This window comes from Rhodococcus sp. BP-241 (genome assembly GCF_019836145.1).
Lineage (GTDB): Bacteria > Actinomycetota > Actinomycetes > Mycobacteriales > Mycobacteriaceae > Rhodococcoides.
Window position 1 is genome coordinate 511736 of record NZ_JABUEI010000001.1, and the last position, 16378, is coordinate 528113.

At 68.9% G+C, this 16378-nt stretch carries 14 protein-coding genes and 1 riboswitch; of the genes, 4 read left to right on the forward strand and 10 right to left on the reverse strand.

Annotated elements, in window-relative coordinates; all coding sequences use genetic code 11:
* Positions 1-20: 20 nt before the first annotated feature.
* A complete protein-coding gene (locus HQ308_RS02360) occupies positions 21-1703 on the reverse strand; it encodes an alkaline phosphatase D family protein (RefSeq protein ID WP_027505066.1) in 1683 nt (560 codons plus the stop codon).
* Between the two features lie 151 nt (positions 1704-1854).
* On the opposite strand from HQ308_RS02360, the gene HQ308_RS02365 reads away from it, so the two are divergent.
* Complete coding sequence (locus HQ308_RS02365; RefSeq protein ID WP_027505065.1) at positions 1855-2271, forward strand: helix-turn-helix domain-containing protein; 417 nt, start codon at positions 1855-1857, stop codon at positions 2269-2271.
* A gap of 17 nt (positions 2272-2288) precedes the next feature.
* On the opposite strand, the gene HQ308_RS02370 is transcribed toward HQ308_RS02365, so the two are convergent.
* The 6 genes from HQ308_RS02370 to mqo all read right to left on the reverse strand — a co-directional run bounded on the left by HQ308_RS02370 (position 2289) and on the right by mqo (position 9254).
* Entirely contained in the window at positions 2289-2939 is a 651-nt protein-coding gene (locus HQ308_RS02370; RefSeq protein WP_222645331.1) for a pentapeptide repeat-containing protein, read from the reverse strand.
* Positions 2940-3069: 130 nt separating this feature from the next.
* Entirely contained in the window at positions 3070-4452 is a 1383-nt protein-coding gene (locus tag HQ308_RS02375) for a cobyrinate a,c-diamide synthase (RefSeq protein WP_222645332.1), read from the reverse strand.
* Entirely contained in the window at positions 4446-5066 is a 621-nt protein-coding gene (cobO, locus tag HQ308_RS02380; protein WP_027505063.1) for a cob(I)yrinic acid a,c-diamide adenosyltransferase, read from the reverse strand. Before cobO ends, HQ308_RS02375 begins: the two co-directional genes overlap by 7 nt.
* Positions 5067-5077: 11 nt before the next feature.
* Positions 5078-6979 (reverse strand): VWA domain-containing protein, encoded by a 1902-nt coding sequence (locus HQ308_RS02385; protein ID WP_222645333.1) that lies wholly within the window; start codon positions 6977-6979, stop codon positions 5078-5080.
* Positions 6980-7073: 94 nt separating this feature from the next.
* A riboswitch (cobalamin riboswitch) is annotated at positions 7074-7157 on the reverse strand.
* A gap of 39 nt (positions 7158-7196) precedes the next feature.
* Positions 7197-7682, reverse strand: a complete 486-nt coding sequence (locus tag HQ308_RS02390) for a GNAT family N-acetyltransferase (protein WP_027505061.1) — start codon at positions 7680-7682, stop codon at positions 7197-7199.
* A gap of 12 nt (positions 7683-7694) precedes the next feature.
* Positions 7695-9254 (reverse strand): malate dehydrogenase (quinone), encoded by a 1560-nt coding sequence (gene mqo, locus HQ308_RS02395; RefSeq protein WP_222645334.1) that lies wholly within the window; start codon positions 9252-9254, stop codon positions 7695-7697.
* A 158-nt stretch (positions 9255-9412) separates the two neighbouring features.
* Here mqo and HQ308_RS02400 point away from each other — a divergent pair, with 158 nt between their 5' ends.
* The 3 genes from HQ308_RS02400 to HQ308_RS02410 all read left to right on the forward strand — a co-directional run bounded on the left by HQ308_RS02400 (position 9413) and on the right by HQ308_RS02410 (position 13408).
* On the forward strand, positions 9413-10453 hold the full coding sequence (locus tag HQ308_RS02400) for an alpha/beta hydrolase (protein WP_027505059.1): 1041 nt from the start codon (positions 9413-9415) through the stop codon (positions 10451-10453).
* Entirely contained in the window at positions 10450-11859 is a 1410-nt protein-coding gene (mtr, locus tag HQ308_RS02405; RefSeq protein ID WP_222645335.1) for a mycothione reductase, read from the forward strand. The genes HQ308_RS02400 and mtr overlap by 4 nt, the downstream gene beginning before the upstream one ends.
* Before the next feature lie 106 nt (positions 11860-11965).
* Positions 11966-13408, forward strand: coding sequence for an HNH endonuclease signature motif containing protein (locus HQ308_RS02410; protein ID WP_222645336.1), 1443 nt, complete (start codon positions 11966-11968; stop codon positions 13406-13408).
* On the opposite strand, the gene HQ308_RS02415 is transcribed toward HQ308_RS02410, so the two are convergent.
* From HQ308_RS02415 to map, 3 genes are read right to left on the reverse strand one after another with little or no spacing between them, the layout of a single operon-like run.
* Positions 13409-13951, reverse strand: a complete 543-nt coding sequence (locus HQ308_RS02415) for an alpha/beta hydrolase (RefSeq protein ID WP_056445022.1) — start codon at positions 13949-13951, stop codon at positions 13409-13411.
* A gap of 37 nt (positions 13952-13988) precedes the next feature.
* On the reverse strand, positions 13989-15509 hold the full coding sequence (locus tag HQ308_RS02420; RefSeq protein WP_222645337.1) for a cobyric acid synthase: 1521 nt from the start codon (positions 15507-15509) through the stop codon (positions 13989-13991).
* Positions 15506-16363 carry a type I methionyl aminopeptidase gene (map, locus tag HQ308_RS02425; protein ID WP_222645338.1) on the reverse strand — a complete coding sequence of 286 codons (858 nt, stop codon included), beginning with the start codon at positions 16361-16363 and terminating at the stop codon, positions 15506-15508. The genes HQ308_RS02420 and map overlap by 4 nt, the downstream gene beginning before the upstream one ends.
* Between the last annotated feature and the right edge of the window lie 15 nt (positions 16364-16378).

Below are 16378 nucleotides of genomic sequence, written 5' to 3' on the forward strand. Positions count from 1 at the left end.
CTGTCGTGGCACGGGCACGATCAGCGCTGCCGCACCCCGGACGGCGTGAGGTCGTAGCGAGCCGTGGTGCTGAGCGTCTGACGCCCGTTCACCACCGCGGCGTGGTTCACCTCGAGACGCAGCGCCTGCGAGTCCGTGGTCAACGACATCACCCCGTTGTCGAACCAGGGACCCGCCTCCGTGCTCCACTCCGCGTGCACGGGTTCCGCCTTGGCTCCGCGCGCCAGGCGCGCGAGCATCCTCGCCACCGGGCGACGGATCGCCAGGCGGTTGACCGCCCGGATCGGCAGGTTCAGTGGATTACGGAACGGCGACATCGTCAGCTGGTACAGAGACGTCGACGTCGACACGCGGGTCTCCGCCTTCGCGACGTAGGAGCAGTGCACGTCACCCGACAACCACACGACCGACTTCGGCGCGTCCGGCCCCACGACCACCTCGTCGACCAGATCCACCATGTCGCCGAACGACTTTCCGAACGCGGCCCAGTGCTCGAGATCGAGCGCGATACGCAGCTTCTCCCCGATCCGACCGAACCGCTTCCCCCACGCGCCCTGCGCCACCGCCTCGTTCCACTGCTCCACCGCGTGCAGCCCCGGAAGCATGAGGAAGGGCAGCGACGACCCCAGGAGCACGTGCTCCTTGCCCGACTTCAGCGTGTGCTCGCGCACCCATGCCCACTCGACGTCGTCGACCATGGCCCTGCGCTCGGGCGACAGGTCACGCGAACACCGGCTGTCGATCATCACCAGACGCGTGTTGCCGATGTCGCGGTGATAGCTCCAGCGCGCCGAGGACGGTTCCGCGTCCGCCTTCAGGGCGAACTCGGCGAGCAGCGTCTCACGCTCGGAGTCGCTCGCGGCGGATCGCACGGCCGCGTACATCGCGTCGTCCTCGAGTTCGCGCGGGGACAGGTTGCCCAGGTGTTGGTAGACCCAGTACGAGGAGAAGGCGCCGATCACGCGGTCCTCCCACCAGGACGCCTGTGTCACCTCCGCGCGCCAGTCCGCGGAGGAGTTCCAGTCGTCCCGCAGATCGTGGTCGTCGAGGATCATGCACGTCGGGACCGTGGCCATCAGTTGGCGGACGCGGTCGTCGCCCCACGACTCCTGGTAGAGCCAGGTGTACTCCTCGAAGTCGCAGATCTCGTCCTCGACCTCCTCCGAGCGGGCGCCGGCAGCACGCTCGCCGGCCTCGCGCCGGGCGTGCAGGCGCTCGACGATCTCGGGCGACGGATCGTCCGCGTAGACCTGGTCGCCGAGGAAGACCAGGAGATCCGGCCAGGTGTCGGGCTCTTCGCTCGCGACACGGTCGGCGAGCCCGACCAGAGCGTCGGCGCCGATGCGCGTCAACGCCTCGTCGCTGTAGGTGTCACCCCGCCGGCAGGATCCGAAGGCGACGGTGACGGGCTCGTCGTCGCACATCGTGTGCACGACGGCCCGGCGGTCGGGAGTGGGCCACACCTGCTCGCCGTCGATCGCGACGGTGTAGTCGACGAGTGAGTTCTGCGGCAGATCCTCGACGGCGACGAGGGCGTAGTGGTGCCCGTGGAGACCCCACGTGCGCTCGTCCACCGAGGCGCCCGAGGACGTGGTGACCGTGACGGTGCAGGAGTGCGACGTCTCCACCCAGAAGGTCGCGCGATCGGTACTGACGTAGCGGACGAACGGCCCCAGGATCAGTCTCTGGTCGATGTCGGTCATTCGATCCAGATTGCCACCAATGCCCGATTTCCGCGCCGTTCACCGGCAACCTGTCGGAAAAGTCTCCCGACGACATGTCCGGGAAAAGCCGCCACGGGGCACGTAGATGTCCCAATTGACGTGTGCGACAGGGGATGTTTACGTTGTTTGGATGACTGTGCGGATGTATTCGGTCGACGATGTCGCCGACATGCTGGGGCTGCACGTGCGCACCGTCCGCGGCTACGTGCGGTCCGGGCGCCTTCCCGCCGTCCGCATCGGCAAGCAGTACCGCATCTCCGGCGAAGACCTCGAGACGTTCACCGGGCAGGCCGCCTCCACACTGCGCACCGAGCATCGCGTCGAGGTCACCTCGATCGTCGACATCGACACCGTCGACCGCGAGACCGCGGATCGGCTGACCGCACTACTCGCGAGAGCCACCGGGGACGCGCGTCCCGACAGTGAACCGTTGCGCGTCAACACCGCCTACGACGCGCAACGCGACCGGCTCAAGGTCGTCGTCCTCGGCGCCCCGCGGGAGGTGTCACGGCTCCTGGACTACCTGGAGGGACTGCTCGCGGCGTGATCGGTGGAGGACGTCGATCAACTACCGAAGAGCCCACCGGGCACAGGTGCCGGAACGGGAAGGGGGGTTGCCGGACCCTCGGACACCGTGCAGGACGTGTCGAGGTTGCTCGCAGCCGACGGGTCGGTACCGAAGATGTTGGCGCCGCACACCTGGGCGCCGAAGAACTTCGTGCCCGCGAACCGAGCATGCGAGAGATCAGCGTCTCGCAGGTAGGACACGGTGAAATCCGTGCCGCTCAAGCCCGTCCGCGTCAGATCTGCCTGATCGAGCATCGTGTCCGACAGTGCTGCATTCGTCAGATCGGCGTTCGCCAGCGACGCGTGATGGAAGTCCGCGCGGCTGAAGGACGAGCCCGCGAGATTCGCACCCCGCAGATTCGCGCCGGTGAAGCGGCCGCCGAATCCGACCACGCCGGACAGGTCCGCTCCACTGAGGTTCGAGCCCGAGAAGTCGGCTCCCGACAGATTCGAGCCCGCGAGATCCGCGCCGCTCAGGTCCATACCGGTGCAGACCGTGCCGTCTGCCGGCGAGGTGATCACGCACCCTTTGATCTCGGTGGCACCGGCTGCGGCCGGTGACGCCACGGCCAGCGCCGCCGCTGCGACGACGACGGATCCGACACTCGCCCACGAGACGCGTGCGCTACCGAACATTCTGCTGACCATGTGAAGGACCCTCTCGCCGGATGCACTCCCCAGGAAACCGGGTGCAAACAATCTTTCGGTATGTATCCGACCGACAGTAGACACCAGAAGTTTGTGAGATGCAACCAGACGGGCGCCGAGACGCTGTGGGTCAGTTCGGCCGGCAGGCCGCCACGAACCGAGCGAATCCCCGGGCCGTCGCCAGCGGATGGGTGTGCAGATACGACGCGTGCACCCGTCCGCCGGCGCCGACGGATCCCTCCTGCACGGTGCTGCCGTCGCGCCGCCAGGCCCACGCGGGTTCGAACGATCCCGCCCGGACGACGTGGGTGCGGTGGAATTCGTGGCCGGTGATGCGCTGGCCGACGTCGAACATCACCGACCCCGTCAGCGCCACCGCGTCTCGATAGCCGAGGGTGAGCCTCGACCCGAACTCGACGTCGAGGTCGAGCACTGCCGCCATGCGGTGCCCGTCCAGCGAGGTGGCCAGGTACAGGAGGCCCGCACACTCACCGTGCACCGGCCACCCGGCGTCGGCGAGAGCCCGGATGTCGTGCAGCAGTGGCTCGTTGGCGGCCAGCTCGGCGGCGTGGAGCTCGGGGAAGCCGCCGGGGACGACCAGGCCGGTGGCACCCTCGGGCAACCGGTCGTGGCGCGGATCGAACACCGCCACGTCCGCTCCCGCGGCACGCAGCACCTCCGGTTGCTCGGCGTAGCCGAACGTGAACGCCGGGCCACCGGCGACGGCGACCACCGGACGCGGACCCTCGATCCGCACCCCCACCGCGGCGTTTGGACTCCACGGCTCCGCCGTCGGAACCTGCGCCGTCGCCGCGATGCGAGCGAGAGCGTCGACGTCGACATGGCGCGACACCAGCTCGGTCATCGCCGCGACGGCGTCGACCGCGGCGGAGCCGTGCTCGGCTGCGGTCACCAGGCCGAGGTGACGCGACGGCACCTCGAGCGCGCCGGCGCGAGGCACCGACCCGATCACGGGAACGCCGACCCGGTCGCAGGCCTGTCGCAGCACCGCCTCGTGTCGCTCACTGCCGACCCGGTTCAGGATCACCCCGGCGACGTGGACCGAGGGGTCGTACGTCGAGAACCCGTGGACCAGCGCGCCGATGCTCTGGCTGTGCCCTCGCGAATCCACCACCAGGATCACCGGCGCACCGATCGCGGCGGCGACCGCGGCCGTGGACCCCTCCGCAGCGGGTTCGGTGGCGTGGGGGTCGATGCGACCGTCGAAGAGACCCATGACGCCCTCGACGACCGCGATGTCGCACCCGCTCGCACCCCAGCGCAGCGCGGGCACCATCGCGTCGCGGCCCGTCATGACGGCGTCGAGGTTGCGACCGGGCCGTCCTGCGGCGACGGCGTGGTACCCGGGATCGATGTAGTCCGGGCCGACCTTGAACGGAGCGACCCGCCTGCCGGCGGCGCGCAGTGCGCCCATGATGCCGGTGGCGATGGTGGTCTTTCCGCTGCCGGACGAGGGGGCCGCGATGACGACGGCGGGCAGATCGTTCACCATTCGATGCCGCGCTGACCCTTGCGACCCGCGTCCATGGGGTGCTTGATCTTGGACATCTCGGTGACCAGATCGGCGGCGTCGAGCAGCGCGGTGGGTGCGTTGCGGCCCGTGATGACGACGTGCTGGTTGCCGGGCCGGTCGGTGAGGGTGCGCACCACGTCGTCGACGTCGATCCACCCCCAGTGCAGCGGATAGGTGAACTCGTCGAGGACGTAGAAGCGGTGCCGTTCGTCGCGGATGCGCGCCGCGATCTCCGCCCACCCTTCGCGTGCGTCCTCGGCATGGTCGACCTCGTCGCCGCGCTTGCGCGACCAGGACCATCCCGAGCCCATCTTGTGCCACTCCACGGCGCCGCCGACGCCGGTCTCGTCGTGCAGATCACCGAGGGTGCGGAACACCGACTCCTCGCCGACCTTCCACTTCGCGCTCTTGACGAACTGGAAGACCGCGACGTCGAAGCCCTGGTTCCAGGCGCGCATCGCCATGCCGAACGCGGCGGTGGACTTCCCCTTACCGGGGCCCGTGTGGACGGCGAGGATGGGGAGGTTGCGACGCTGCCTGGTGGTCAGGCCGTCGTCGGGAACGGTGCCGGGTGCCGGAACTCCCTGTGGCATGAACGATCTCCTCAGGCTGCGGCCCGGACGACGCCGGCCACGCTCGCCGACGACAGTTCGGGCAGTGAGATGTAGGTGCCGCGCAGGGCGGTCGCGAGGTCACGGGCGAGTCCGAGGCGAACCATGCCGGACTCGCAGTCGACGACCACGGAGGCCACCTTGTCCGCGGCCAGCAGTGCGGCGGCGTGACGGGCTCGTCCCACCGGATCGGGTCCACCGGTGGCTCGGCCGTCGGTCAGGGTGACGACGAGGGCACGACGCCCCGGCTCCCGGACCCGCTCACGTGCGACGACGTCGCGTGTCGTCAGGAAGCCCGACGCGAGCGGCGTTCTGCCACCGGTGCGTACGTCGCGGAGTCGGGCGACGGCGACGTCCACCGACCGGGTCGGCGGGAGGATCACCTCCGCGTCGCTGCCCCGCACCGAGACGACGGCGACGCGGTCGCGGCGTCGATAGGCGTCGCGCAGCAACGACACGACGGCACCAGTGACCGCCGACAGGCGGTCGCGCGCCGCCATCGAGCCGGAGGCGTCGACGACGAAGACGATCAGATTGCCCTCGCGCCCTTCGCGATCGACGCCGCGCAGATCACCGCCCGCGATGGACAACCGGCCGGACTCGGCCGCTCCCCTGCGCTCCGCGGCACGCATCAGAGTGCCGACGAGATGGAGTGAGCCGCCGGTGAAGTCGGTCGCACGCACGACACGACCCGAGGACACCCGCGCGCGTGAGCGACGGCCGGGTGCGCCGTCGCCGACACCGTCGATCTGCAGGAGCCGGGCATCGTAGCCGTCCCCGGACGCGGCGGTTCCGGAGCTGCCACCGGTCGACGGCCGCGGGGGCGGTTCGTCGGCCGACGGTGCATCGTCGGAGCTCGACTGTTCGGGAGCACCGTCCTCGGCAGCGGGATCGGGTGCGCCTCCGCCGTCGTCCGGGTCGGGATCGGGATCGGGCTCCGGTTCCGAACGTCGCACGTCCTCGTCCGCCTGCGACATCGCGTCGTCCAGCTCGCCGTCCGCGAGTCCGGGAGCATCGAACGGATCGCGCCGACGCCGATGGGGCAACGCCAGCTCGACGGCGACGCGCACGTCGTCCTCGGTCACCGTGGTGCCGCCCCGCCACGCGGCGTGAGCGGTCGCGGTGCGCGCGACGACGAGGTCACCGCGCATCCCGTCGACGTCGAAGGCCGCACACACGGCCGCGATACGACGCAGTTCCGAGTCGGGCAGCTCGACGTCGGCGACACGGTCCCGCGCACCGGCGATGCGGGCCGCGATCTCCGCGTCGGCGTCGGCATGCGCCTCGGCGAACGCGACGGCGTCGCGTTCGTAGTCGAGTCGGCGACGGACGACCGTCATCCGCGTGTCGACATCGCGGGAGGCGGAGACGTCCACGGCGAGGCCGAAGCGATCGAGCAGCTGCGGGCGCAGCTCCCCCTCCTCGGGGTTCATGGTGCCGACGAGCACGAAGGTCGACGGGTAGGAGTGCGAGATGCCGTCCCGCTCCACGTGTACCCGGCCCATGGCTGCCGCATCGAGCAGCAGATCGACGAGATGATCGTGAAGAAGATTGACCTCGTCGACGTACAGCAGGCCACGGTCCGCTGACGCGAGCAGGCCGGGGGTGAAGGCGCGTTCGCCGTCGCGGACGATGCGCTCGAAGTCGATGGACCCGACGACGCGGTCCTCGGTCGCACCGACGGGCAGTTCGACGAGCCGAGCGGGCCGGGTGCCCGCCGAGTCCGTGACGGGAGGCATCAGCGCCGTCAGCGCACGCACGGCGGTCGATTTCGCCGTGCCCTTCTCACCGCGCACGAGCACGCCGCCGATGCCGGGGTGAACGGCACAGAGTGAGAGCGCCAACAGCAGTCGGTCCTGACCGACGATGGCAGAGAACGGATATCCGGGATTCACGCGTGTGGTCCTGTTCGACCTCGGTGACCGCGCCGAGGAGTCGAGACGATGCTGCGCGTGGTCTCCTCACGCAGCAGTGACACGAACGCTCGGCGATCTGGCTCCGTGATCCGACCTCCTGAAGGAGGCCGGACCACGTCACAGTGGCGGGACCGCGCCCGAGTCACACGGGCTTCTCCGAGACGTTCGTCGGTTGTTCAGTGTCGGTGCAGGCGAGTCAGTTCTTGTCGCCTTCGCTCCAGGGACTGCCGCCGCCGCGCCGCATGGGCGTGTGCGGGATGCCGTCCTCGAGAACTTCCTGGCCGTCCGGGTAGAAGCCGTGCTTTGCGTACATCTCCACCAGGTAGCTCTGCGCGTTGATGCGGCACGGGGACGAGCCGACCTCCGCGAGCGCAGCCCGCAGCAGACGCGTGGTGTGGCCCTGCCCGCGCGAGGAGCGGTGGGTGCACAGGCGCCCGATGCGGAACGACTTCTCGCCGTCGTCGTGCTCCTCGAGGAGACGCAGTGTGCAGACCACGCTGCCGTCGCGCTCGAGCCAGAAGTGGCGGGTGTCGGAGAGCAGGTCCTTACCGTCGAGCTCGGGGTAGGCGCAGGCCTGCTCCACCACGAACACCTCCACGCGCAGCTTGAGCAGCTCGTAGAGGGTCTCGTTCGACAGGTCGAGTGCCCAGGATCGCTTGAGTGTTGCAGTCGCCGTCGTCATGTGATGGTGGTATCACACAGTTCCGGAGTGCGCGACCTGCCGGCCGGTGGCCGAGGTCGTGTCGAGCTGCAGCACTCGCGTGGTGTGCGACCAGATCTCGTCGAACAGACGCGGGTTCTCGGCCAGCTTGGTGCCCAGGGACGGAACCATGTCCTTGAGGGTCGGCTCCCACGAGCTGTACCGGTCGGAGAAGCAGCGCTTCAGCACGTCCAGCATCGCCGGCACGGCGGTGGACGCGCCGGGTGACGCCCCGAGCAGGCCCGCGATGGTGCCGTCGCCCGCGTTGATCACGGCGGTGCCGAACTCGAGCACGCCGCCGCGACCCTTGCGACGGATCACCTGGACTCGCTGTCCGGCGGTGACCAGCTCGAAGTCCTTGCCCTGAGCGGACGGCATGAACTCCCGCAGCGTCTCCACGCGGTCGGTCTCGGACTGCAGCAGCTCGGTGACGAGGTACTTGGTGAGGGCCATCTCGGTGACACCGACACCGAGCATCGAGAACAGATTGTTCGGCTTGACCGAGTTGACGAGATCGGTCATCTTGCCCTGCTTGAGGAACTTGGGCGACCAGCCGGCGTAAGGCCCGAACAGGAGTCCGGGCTTGCCACCGATGACGCGGGTGTCGAGGTGCGGCACCGACATCGGGGGCGCACCGACCGAGGCCTTGCCGTACACCTTGGCGGAGTGCTGCTCGACGAGCTCGGGAGTGGTGCACCGCAGCCACTCACCGCTGACGGGGAAACCGCCGAAGCCCTTGGCCTCCGCGATGCCCGACTTCTGCAGGAGGTGCAGGGCGCCGCCGCCCGCGCCGACGAAGACGAACTTGGTGACGATCTTGCGCGTGACGCCGTTCCGCCCGTTGTAGACCTTGACGGTCCAGGTGCCGTCGGAGTTCTTGGACAGGTCGCGGACCTCGTGCCCGAAGTTGACCGACGCGCCCTCCACCGCGAGGTGGTTGAGGAGCTGCTTGGTCAGTGCGCCGAAGTCGACGTCCGTGCCGCCGTCGGACCAGTTGAGCGCGATCGGATCACTGAAGTCGCGCCCCTTCGCCATCAGCGGGAGGCGACGGGCGAACTCGGTCTCGTCGTCGATGTACTCCATACCGGGGAACAGCGGGTTGCCCGAGAGCGCGTCGTACCGCGCTCGCAGGTACTTCACGTTGTCCTCGCCGTGCACGAAGCTGACGTGCGGGATGGGGTTGATGAAGTTCTTGGGGTCAGCGAGCACGCCGGCCTCCAGCGCGTGCGACCACCACTGCCGCGAGACCTGGAACTGCTCGTTGACGTTCAGCGCCTTGCTGATGTCGACGGAGCCGTCCTTGCCCTGCGGGGTGTAGTTGAGTTCGCAGAGGGCGGAGTGGCCCGTACCGGCGTTGTTCCACGGGTCGCTGCTCTCCGCGGCCGCGGCGTCGAGACGCTCGAAGACGGAGATGGACCAGGTGGGCTCGACCTGACGGAGGAGCGTGCCCAGCGTGGCACTCATGATGCCCGCGCCGATCAGGACGACGTCGGTCCTCTCCACCTTCGATCCCGACTTGGTGCCGGACTGACTGTTCTGATCGTGTTCGCCCACTGCTGGATCGACTTCCTTCGTCCATCGGCACTCCCGACAGGGAGTGCGGTGCGGATGCTGCTGTCCGCGGCGCCGTGCCGCGTCACCGCGACAGTCACCGTCTCTGTACCCGATTGTGCCCCTCGCCACCCCTGCGAAGCGGCCATTACTGTGTGAGTGTGACTACATGGGCGCCCGATGTACTCGGTGACGATTACGAGCAACTGACCATACCGCTCGGCTCCGACCCGGACGGCGAGGGCGAGGTGCGGGCCACTCTCGTGCGCCTGACGCGGTCCGTGACGGGTTCCGCGACGCCGAAGGGCGCAGTCCTCTACGTGCACGGTTTCACCGACTACTTCTTCCAGCGCCATCTGGCCGAGCACTTCGCCGATCTGGGACACGCGTTCTACGCACTCGATCTACGCAAGTGCGGACGCTCCATCGGCGAGGGGCAGTCGCCGCACTTCGTGTCCGACCTGGCGCTGTACGACGAGGAACTCGACCGGGCGCTGGCGATCGTGCGCGAGGAGACGGGCGCCGAGGTCCTGATGGCGGCGCACTCGACGGGCGGCCTCATCGTCCCGCTGTGGCTCGATCGTCTCGAACGCACCCGAGGGGGCGCCGCTGCCGCCGGCATCTCCGGTCTGGTGCTGAACAGTCCGTGGTTCGACCTCCAGGGCCCGCCTCTCGTGCGCAGTGTCGGAACCGTCGCGATCGGTGTCCTGGGCCGCGTCGCTCCCCTGCGCGCGCTGCCGGGTCAGGGTCTGGACACCTACGGCCTCTCCATCAGCTCGGGTGGCAACGGCGAGTGGGACTACGACCTGTCGTGGAAACCGTTGGCAGGCTTCCCCATCAAGCTCGGCTGGATCCGCGCGGTCCGTCGCGGCCACGCGGAACTGCACCGGGGACTCGACATCGGCGTGCCGTCCCTCATCCTCCGATCCAAGGTCACGCGCTTCTCCAAGACGTACGTGCCGGACGTCGACGCCGCGGACGCCGTTCTCGACGTCCGACAGATCGCGCGGTGGGCGGGATGCCTGGGCAACCGCACGACGATCGTCCCGATCGAGGGCGCCCGCCACGACGTCTTCCTCTCCACACCCGAGCCGCTGGAACGCGCCTTCGCCGAGATGGACGACTGGCTGCGGCACCGCGGCAGCGGGTTGTCCGACGCGCCCTCGGGCGGCGACCACGCAGAACTGGCGACCGGATCGTGAGCGCCACGGCGGACACCGGGTCCGATGTCCAGCATTTCGACCTCGCGATCATCGGAACCGGTTCCGGCAACTCGATTCTCGACGAGCGCTTCGACGGGTTGACAGTCGCGATGTTCGAGGAGTCCATCTTCGGCGGCACCTGCATCAACGTGGGATGCATCCCGACGAAGATGTTCGTCTACGCGGCGGAGGTGGCCCGCGCTGTCACCACTGCGTCGAAGTACGGCATCGACGCCCACATCGACAAGGTGCGGTGGACCGACATCGTGGACCGCGTCTTCGGCCGGATCGACCCCATCGCGGACGGCGGGGAGAAGTACCGCCGCGAAGGTTCGCCCAACGTGACGCTGTTCAGCAGCCACGCGCGCTTCGTCGGACCGCGCCGTATCGACACCGGTGACGGCCGTGTCGTCACCGCCGACAAGGTCGTCGTCGCGAGCGGCTCGCGTGCCACCGTCCCCGATTTCATCCGCGACAGCGGCGTCACGTTTCACACCAACGACGACATCATGCGGCTGCCGTCCCTTCCGGAGCGGCTGATCGTGCTCGGGTCGGGCTACATCGCCGCCGAGTTCGCGCACGTGTTCTCGGCCCTCGGCTCGCACGTGACGGTCCTGGCACGCAAGGAGCGCCTCCTCCGCAAGTCGGATCTCGAGATCTCGCAGCAGTTCACCACGCTCGCGCAGGACAAGTGGGACGTCCGACTCTCGGTCGATGCCACCGGTGTCCGTCAGGACGGCGACGACGTCGTGGTGTCCCTGTCGGACGGCACCGAGGTACGCGGGGACGCGCTGCTGGTGGCGATCGGTCGCGCTCCCAACGCCGATCAGCTCGGCGCCGACGAGGCGGGCATCGACCTGCACCACGACGGCCGCATCGCGGTCGACGAGTTCGGCCGCACCTCGGCCGAGGGCGTCTTCGCACTCGGCGACGTCTCGTCGCCGTACCAGCTCAAGCACGTCGCCAATGCCGAGGCGCGTGTGGTGCAGGAGAACGTCCTGAAGCCGTCGTGGGACGACACGACGGGGTGGAAGCGCTTCGATCACCGCTACGTCCCCTCCGCGGTGTTCACCGATCCGATGATCGCCGAGGTGGGGCTCACCGAGCAGGAGGCTCGTGACCAGGGATACGACATCGCGGTCAAGGTCCAGAAGTACGCCGACGTCGCGTACGGCTGGGCGATGGAGGACGACGAGGGTCTCTGCAAGGTGATCGCCGACCGCGCGACCGGCCGTCTGCTGGGCGCGCACATCATCGGTGAGCAGGCGCCGACCGTGATCCAACCGCTGATCCAGGCCCTCACGTTCGGGCAGTCCGTCCGCGACGTCGCACGGGGCCAGTACTGGATCCACCCGGCACTGCCCGAGGTGGTCGAGAACGCGCTCCTCGGACTCGATCTCGACTGAATCGGACGCGCTCGCGCCACGCTGATTCCGTGTCGGTGGTGTCGGTTACTGTCTGTTCAGGTCGTCGGGGGGCGGTCTGATCGGGGCATCACCGGGGGGTGAATTCGTGTACGACGCACCAGTTTCCGTCGATGTGTTGGTGTCGGCGAAGGTCGACGCTCAGGCGTCGTTCGCCCGGACCGTGTCGGCGTCGTGTGCGTACGTGCAGGAGTCATCTCGTCGGCCGGCGGTGCTCGGTCCGGGTGGGGTGTTCGACGCGGAAGCTGCTGAGATCTGTGCGGTGGCGGAGGTCGCGGCGGCGTTGGCGGTGTCGACGCGCACGGTGACCGAGTGGCTGTTCCTGACCCGCACCGCGCATCCTGCGGTGGCGGAGGCGTTCGATGCGGGCCTGTTGGCGTATGCGGCGTTCCGGACGGTGTGCCGATCCCTTGCCGGGGTTCCGAACGCCACCGAAGCGCTGCTGCAGCGGGTGATCGCTGCCGCGTCGAGGTGCACTCCGGGTGCGGTCGCCGCGGCGGTCGATCGGATTCTCGCGGAGTTCGACGCGGAATGGCACCGCATCGCTCGGGAGCGCGCGACGACGGAACGGTACGTCTCGGTCAGGAAGCTGGCGCGAGGTCAAGCCGAGCTGAAGGTTCGTGGCCCCGCAGAGCAGATCGCCGGGATGAAGCGGGCCATCGTCGAGGCGGCCCGAGGGGTGACCGATCCGAGTTCGCTGCCGGCGCGGTTGTTCGACGCTGCGCACGCGATCATCACCGGCACACCTCTGCCGTGCGACTGCGTTGACGAGAGTTGCGCCCACGCGCCGTCGCCGGCCGCACCGGCCCATCATGCCGTCATCGTCCTCGACGCCGCCACGGCGGCGGGGTTGGCAGGGGAACCCGGTCACCTCGTCGGCTGGGGTCCGGTTCCTGCGGACACTGCACGGAGGATCGCCGGGGATGCGACGTGGCAAGCACTCATCACCGCAACCGGCGGAACTGAACCGCGAGCGGGATGCAGCTGCCTATGCCCGGAGCACGACCCACCCACCGTCCCCGACCCGCCTGTGCCGATCACGGGTCGGGAAGTCCGCCGCACCCGCCGCATGCCCGCAGGCTGGACACCGACCACGGGGAAGCTGGGCAGCACGACAGCCCGCAAAGCCAGGGAGCAGGTCGAGTATCTCCGCGCGCTCCCACCAACGGCCTTGGACCGCGCCGTAGCCGACCCCGCCGGCCACGGTGGCTTCGCCGTACCCCCGGCCGGCGCGTTGACCTACCGGCCGTCCGAGGCGGTCGCAGCGCTGGTGACAGCCCTGTATCCGGCGTGCGTTCATCCGGGATGTGCTGTGCCCAGCGAGGACTGCGACCTCGACCATGTCGTCCCGTTCGACCACACCGACCCCCGGAGAGCCGGATGGACGGTCGCCGCCAACCTTCAACCCCTGTGCCGCCGGCATCACGGGTTGAAGACACGGGGGCAGTGGCATTACCGGAAGCTTCGCAACGGCATCGTCCACATCCGCGACTCGCAGGGGAACGACTACCTCACCGCGCCCGGCGAATGATCACCAGGCGCTGGTGCGCATCACGATCTCGGTGGCCAGTGCTGCGGCCGCGGCGTCCGGGGTCGACGAGTCGAGCGTGACGACGCGGTAGTCGCCGTAGACGTAGCGGCTCGTCGCGGACGCCTCCTCCGCGAAGGTCGGGTCCACGACCACCATCGTCGTACGCAATTCGACTGCCGGGCAACCGGAGCCGTCACGAACAGCCGGGTGACCCCGGTCGATGACGACCAGGCTCGACACGCGCCCGAACGTGCGGGCGGCGAGCGACCAGGCGCGGTCGGCGCCCTCTCCCCTGCCGACCAGATTGACCCACGGCAACCCGAGAGCATCGAGCAGCGCCACGAGATCGGTGTCGTTCGGACTCACGCCGGGCTCGAGCGTGACGGTGCGCAGATCCGATGTCGTCAGCCGCGCCGCCGTGTCGTCGAAGACGTCTGCGCCGTCGTCGTCGGCCGGGAGCAACAGCACCGCGTGGCCACTGTCCGGCCCGTCGATTCGCACGGTCAGATCGCCGGAGGGCAGGGAGACGGTCTGCTGCTGCATGGGACTGGACGCTACCCGACCGTCGGCGGGGAGGACGTCAGCGCACGTCCAGGATGCGCAGCGACGGTGACATTCCCTCGGCGACGAGCGTGAGAAGCGCGTCGACGTCGAGGGAGCTTTCCATGAGATCGGCCAACAGGTCCACCTGGGCGGTGCGCATCGCGTCGACATCGGTGTCCGGGGCCACCACGAAACCGATGCGGCCGGACTGCTCCGCCACCTCCGTGAGGAAGGCCCGGCGAAAGTCGTCGTTCTCCAGGAGGCCGTGCCAGTGGGTGCCGCGCACCCGTCCACGAACGCTGCCCTCGGGTTCGTCACCGGTGCCCGTGAACCAGGGCTCGTCGCCGCTTCGGGTCACCCGGCCGTGGTGGATCTCGTAGCCGGTCACGGGGACCGCGCCGGCATGCCCGCTGACCCGGGAGAGCACCTTGTCCGCAGCGAATTCGATGTCGAGGTCCAGGAGGCCGAGCCCCTGCACCTGCCCGGCACCCGACTCCACGGCGTCGGTGATCGTTCTCCCCAGCATCTGGTAACCGCCGCAGATCCCGAGGACCGGAGCACCGCGAGCCACGCGCCGCGCCAGCTCGTCCGCGATACCGGCGCGACGAAGCCAGTCCAGGTCCTGGACCGTGGCCTTGGAGCCGGGGAGCACCACCAGATCGGCATCTGCCAGTCGGGAGGCCTCGGTCGCCCAGTGCACCGTCACCCCCGGTTCGCACGCCAGGGCCTCGACGTCGGTGGAGTTCGAGATGCGCGGTAACCGCACGGCGGCGACGCGGAGCCACTGCGATCCGATCGGAGGAGCGGGCCGGCCCAGCGGTGCGTCGGCCACGGTCCCGAGGGAGTCCTCGGCGTCGAGCCACAACTCGTCGCTGAACGGAACGATGCCCAACGTCGGTCGGCCCGTGAGAGTCTCGAGGGTGTCGAGTCCCGGTTGCAGCAGCGCGGGATCGCCGCGGAACTTGTTCACGACGAACCCCGCGATCAGTGCCTGATCCGCCGCGTCGAGCACGGCCAGAGTGCCGAAGAAGTGGGCCAGCACTCCCCCGCGATCGATGTCGCCCACGACGATCACGGGAAGGTTCGCAGCGCGCGCCAGTCCCATGTTCGCCAGATCGGTGGCCCGCAGGTTGATCTCGGCGGGTGAGCCGGCGCCCTCGCAGATCACCACGTCGAAGTCGGCCCGCAGAGCGTCGAGTTCCTCCGCCACGACCGAGCGCAGATGCTGTCGGTGCGTCATGTAGTCGGCGGCGCCCACGGTGCCGGTGGCCCGGCCGCGAACAACCAGTTGCGACGTCCTGTCCCCGCCTGGCTTCAGCAGTATCGGATTGAACCGCACGCTGGGCTCGAGACCGCATGCCCGGGCCTGCAGTGCCTGCGCACGGCCGATCTCCCCTCCGTCCAACGTGACGACGGAGTTGTTGGACATGTTCTGCGCCTTGAAGGGCGCCACCCTCACACCGCGTCGAGCGAGGAGGCGGCACAACCCCGCCACGACGACACTCTTGCCCGCGTCCGAGGTGGTTCCCGCGACCAGAATGGCGCCGCGAAGGGTCAAGGGAGGGTGAGGATCTCGGCGCCCGTCTCCGTGACGACGAGAGTGTGCTCGAACTGGGCGGTCCAGGATCGGTCCCGCGTGACGACGGTCCAGCCGTCGTTCCACTGGTCCCAGTCGATGCCGCCGAGGGTGATCATCGGCTCGATGGTGAAGACCATCCCGGGCTCCAGCACCGTCTCGACGGTGGGCTCGTCGTAGTGCAGCACCACCAGGCCGTTGTGGAAGGTGGTGCCGATGCCGTGGCCGGTGAAGTCCCGGACGACGCCGTACCCGAAACGATCGGCGTAGGCCTCGATGACCCGTCCCACGACGTTCAGAGCGCGACCCGGCTTGACCGCCTTGATCGCCCGCATGGTGGCCTCGTGGGTGCGCTCCACGAGCAGGCGCGCTTCCTCGGAGACGTCCCCGGCGAGGAAGGTGGCGTTCGTGTCACCGTGCACCCCGTCGATGTACGCCGTGACGTCGATGTTGACGATGTCGCCGTCCTGCACGACCGTCGAATCGGGGATGCCGTGGCAGATGACCTCGTTGAGCGAGGTGCAGCAGGACTTCGGAAATCCCTTGTAGCCCAACGTCGACGGGTACGCGCCGTGGTCGACCATGTACTCGTGGGCGATACGGTCGAGTCGGTCCGTCGTGACGCCCGGCTCGACGGCCTTTCCGGCCTCCTGCAGTGCCTGCGCGGCGATGCGGCTCGCCAGACGCATCTTCTGGATGGTCTCCGGGGTCTGCACCCACGGCTCGTGGCCTTCGCGCGCAGTCTTCTTCCACGCGTACTCGGGGCGCTCGACGGACTTGGGAACATCGAGAACGGGTGAGACGGTGCCGGGTTCGAGAACGGTGCGGACGGACATGGCACCAGCGTAGTC

Bases quoted from the DNA above. Each gene is read 5' to 3' on its own strand.
- cobO (WP_027505063.1), bottom strand. From the start codon at position 5,066: ATGCCACAGGGAGTTCCGGCACCCGGCACCGTTCCCGACGACGGCCTG.
- HQ308_RS02360 (WP_027505066.1), bottom strand. From the start codon at position 1,703: ATGACCGACATCGACCAGAGACTGATCCTGGGGCCGTTCGTCCGCTAC.
- HQ308_RS02375 (WP_222645332.1), bottom strand. From the start codon at position 4,452: ATGGTGAACGATCTGCCCGCCGTCGTCATCGCGGCCCCCTCGTCCGGC.
- HQ308_RS02415 (WP_056445022.1), bottom strand. From the start codon at position 13,951: ATGCAGCAGCAGACCGTCTCCCTGCCCTCCGGCGATCTGACCGTGCGA.
- HQ308_RS02365 (WP_027505065.1), top strand. From the start codon at position 1,855: ATGACTGTGCGGATGTATTCGGTCGACGATGTCGCCGACATGCTGGGG.
- HQ308_RS02390 (WP_027505061.1), bottom strand. From the start codon at position 7,682: ATGACGACGGCGACTGCAACACTCAAGCGATCCTGGGCACTCGACCTG.
- map (WP_222645338.1), bottom strand. From the start codon at position 16,363: ATGTCCGTCCGCACCGTTCTCGAACCCGGCACCGTCTCACCCGTTCTC.
- HQ308_RS02370 (WP_222645331.1), bottom strand. From the start codon at position 2,939: ATGGTCAGCAGAATGTTCGGTAGCGCACGCGTCTCGTGGGCGAGTGTC.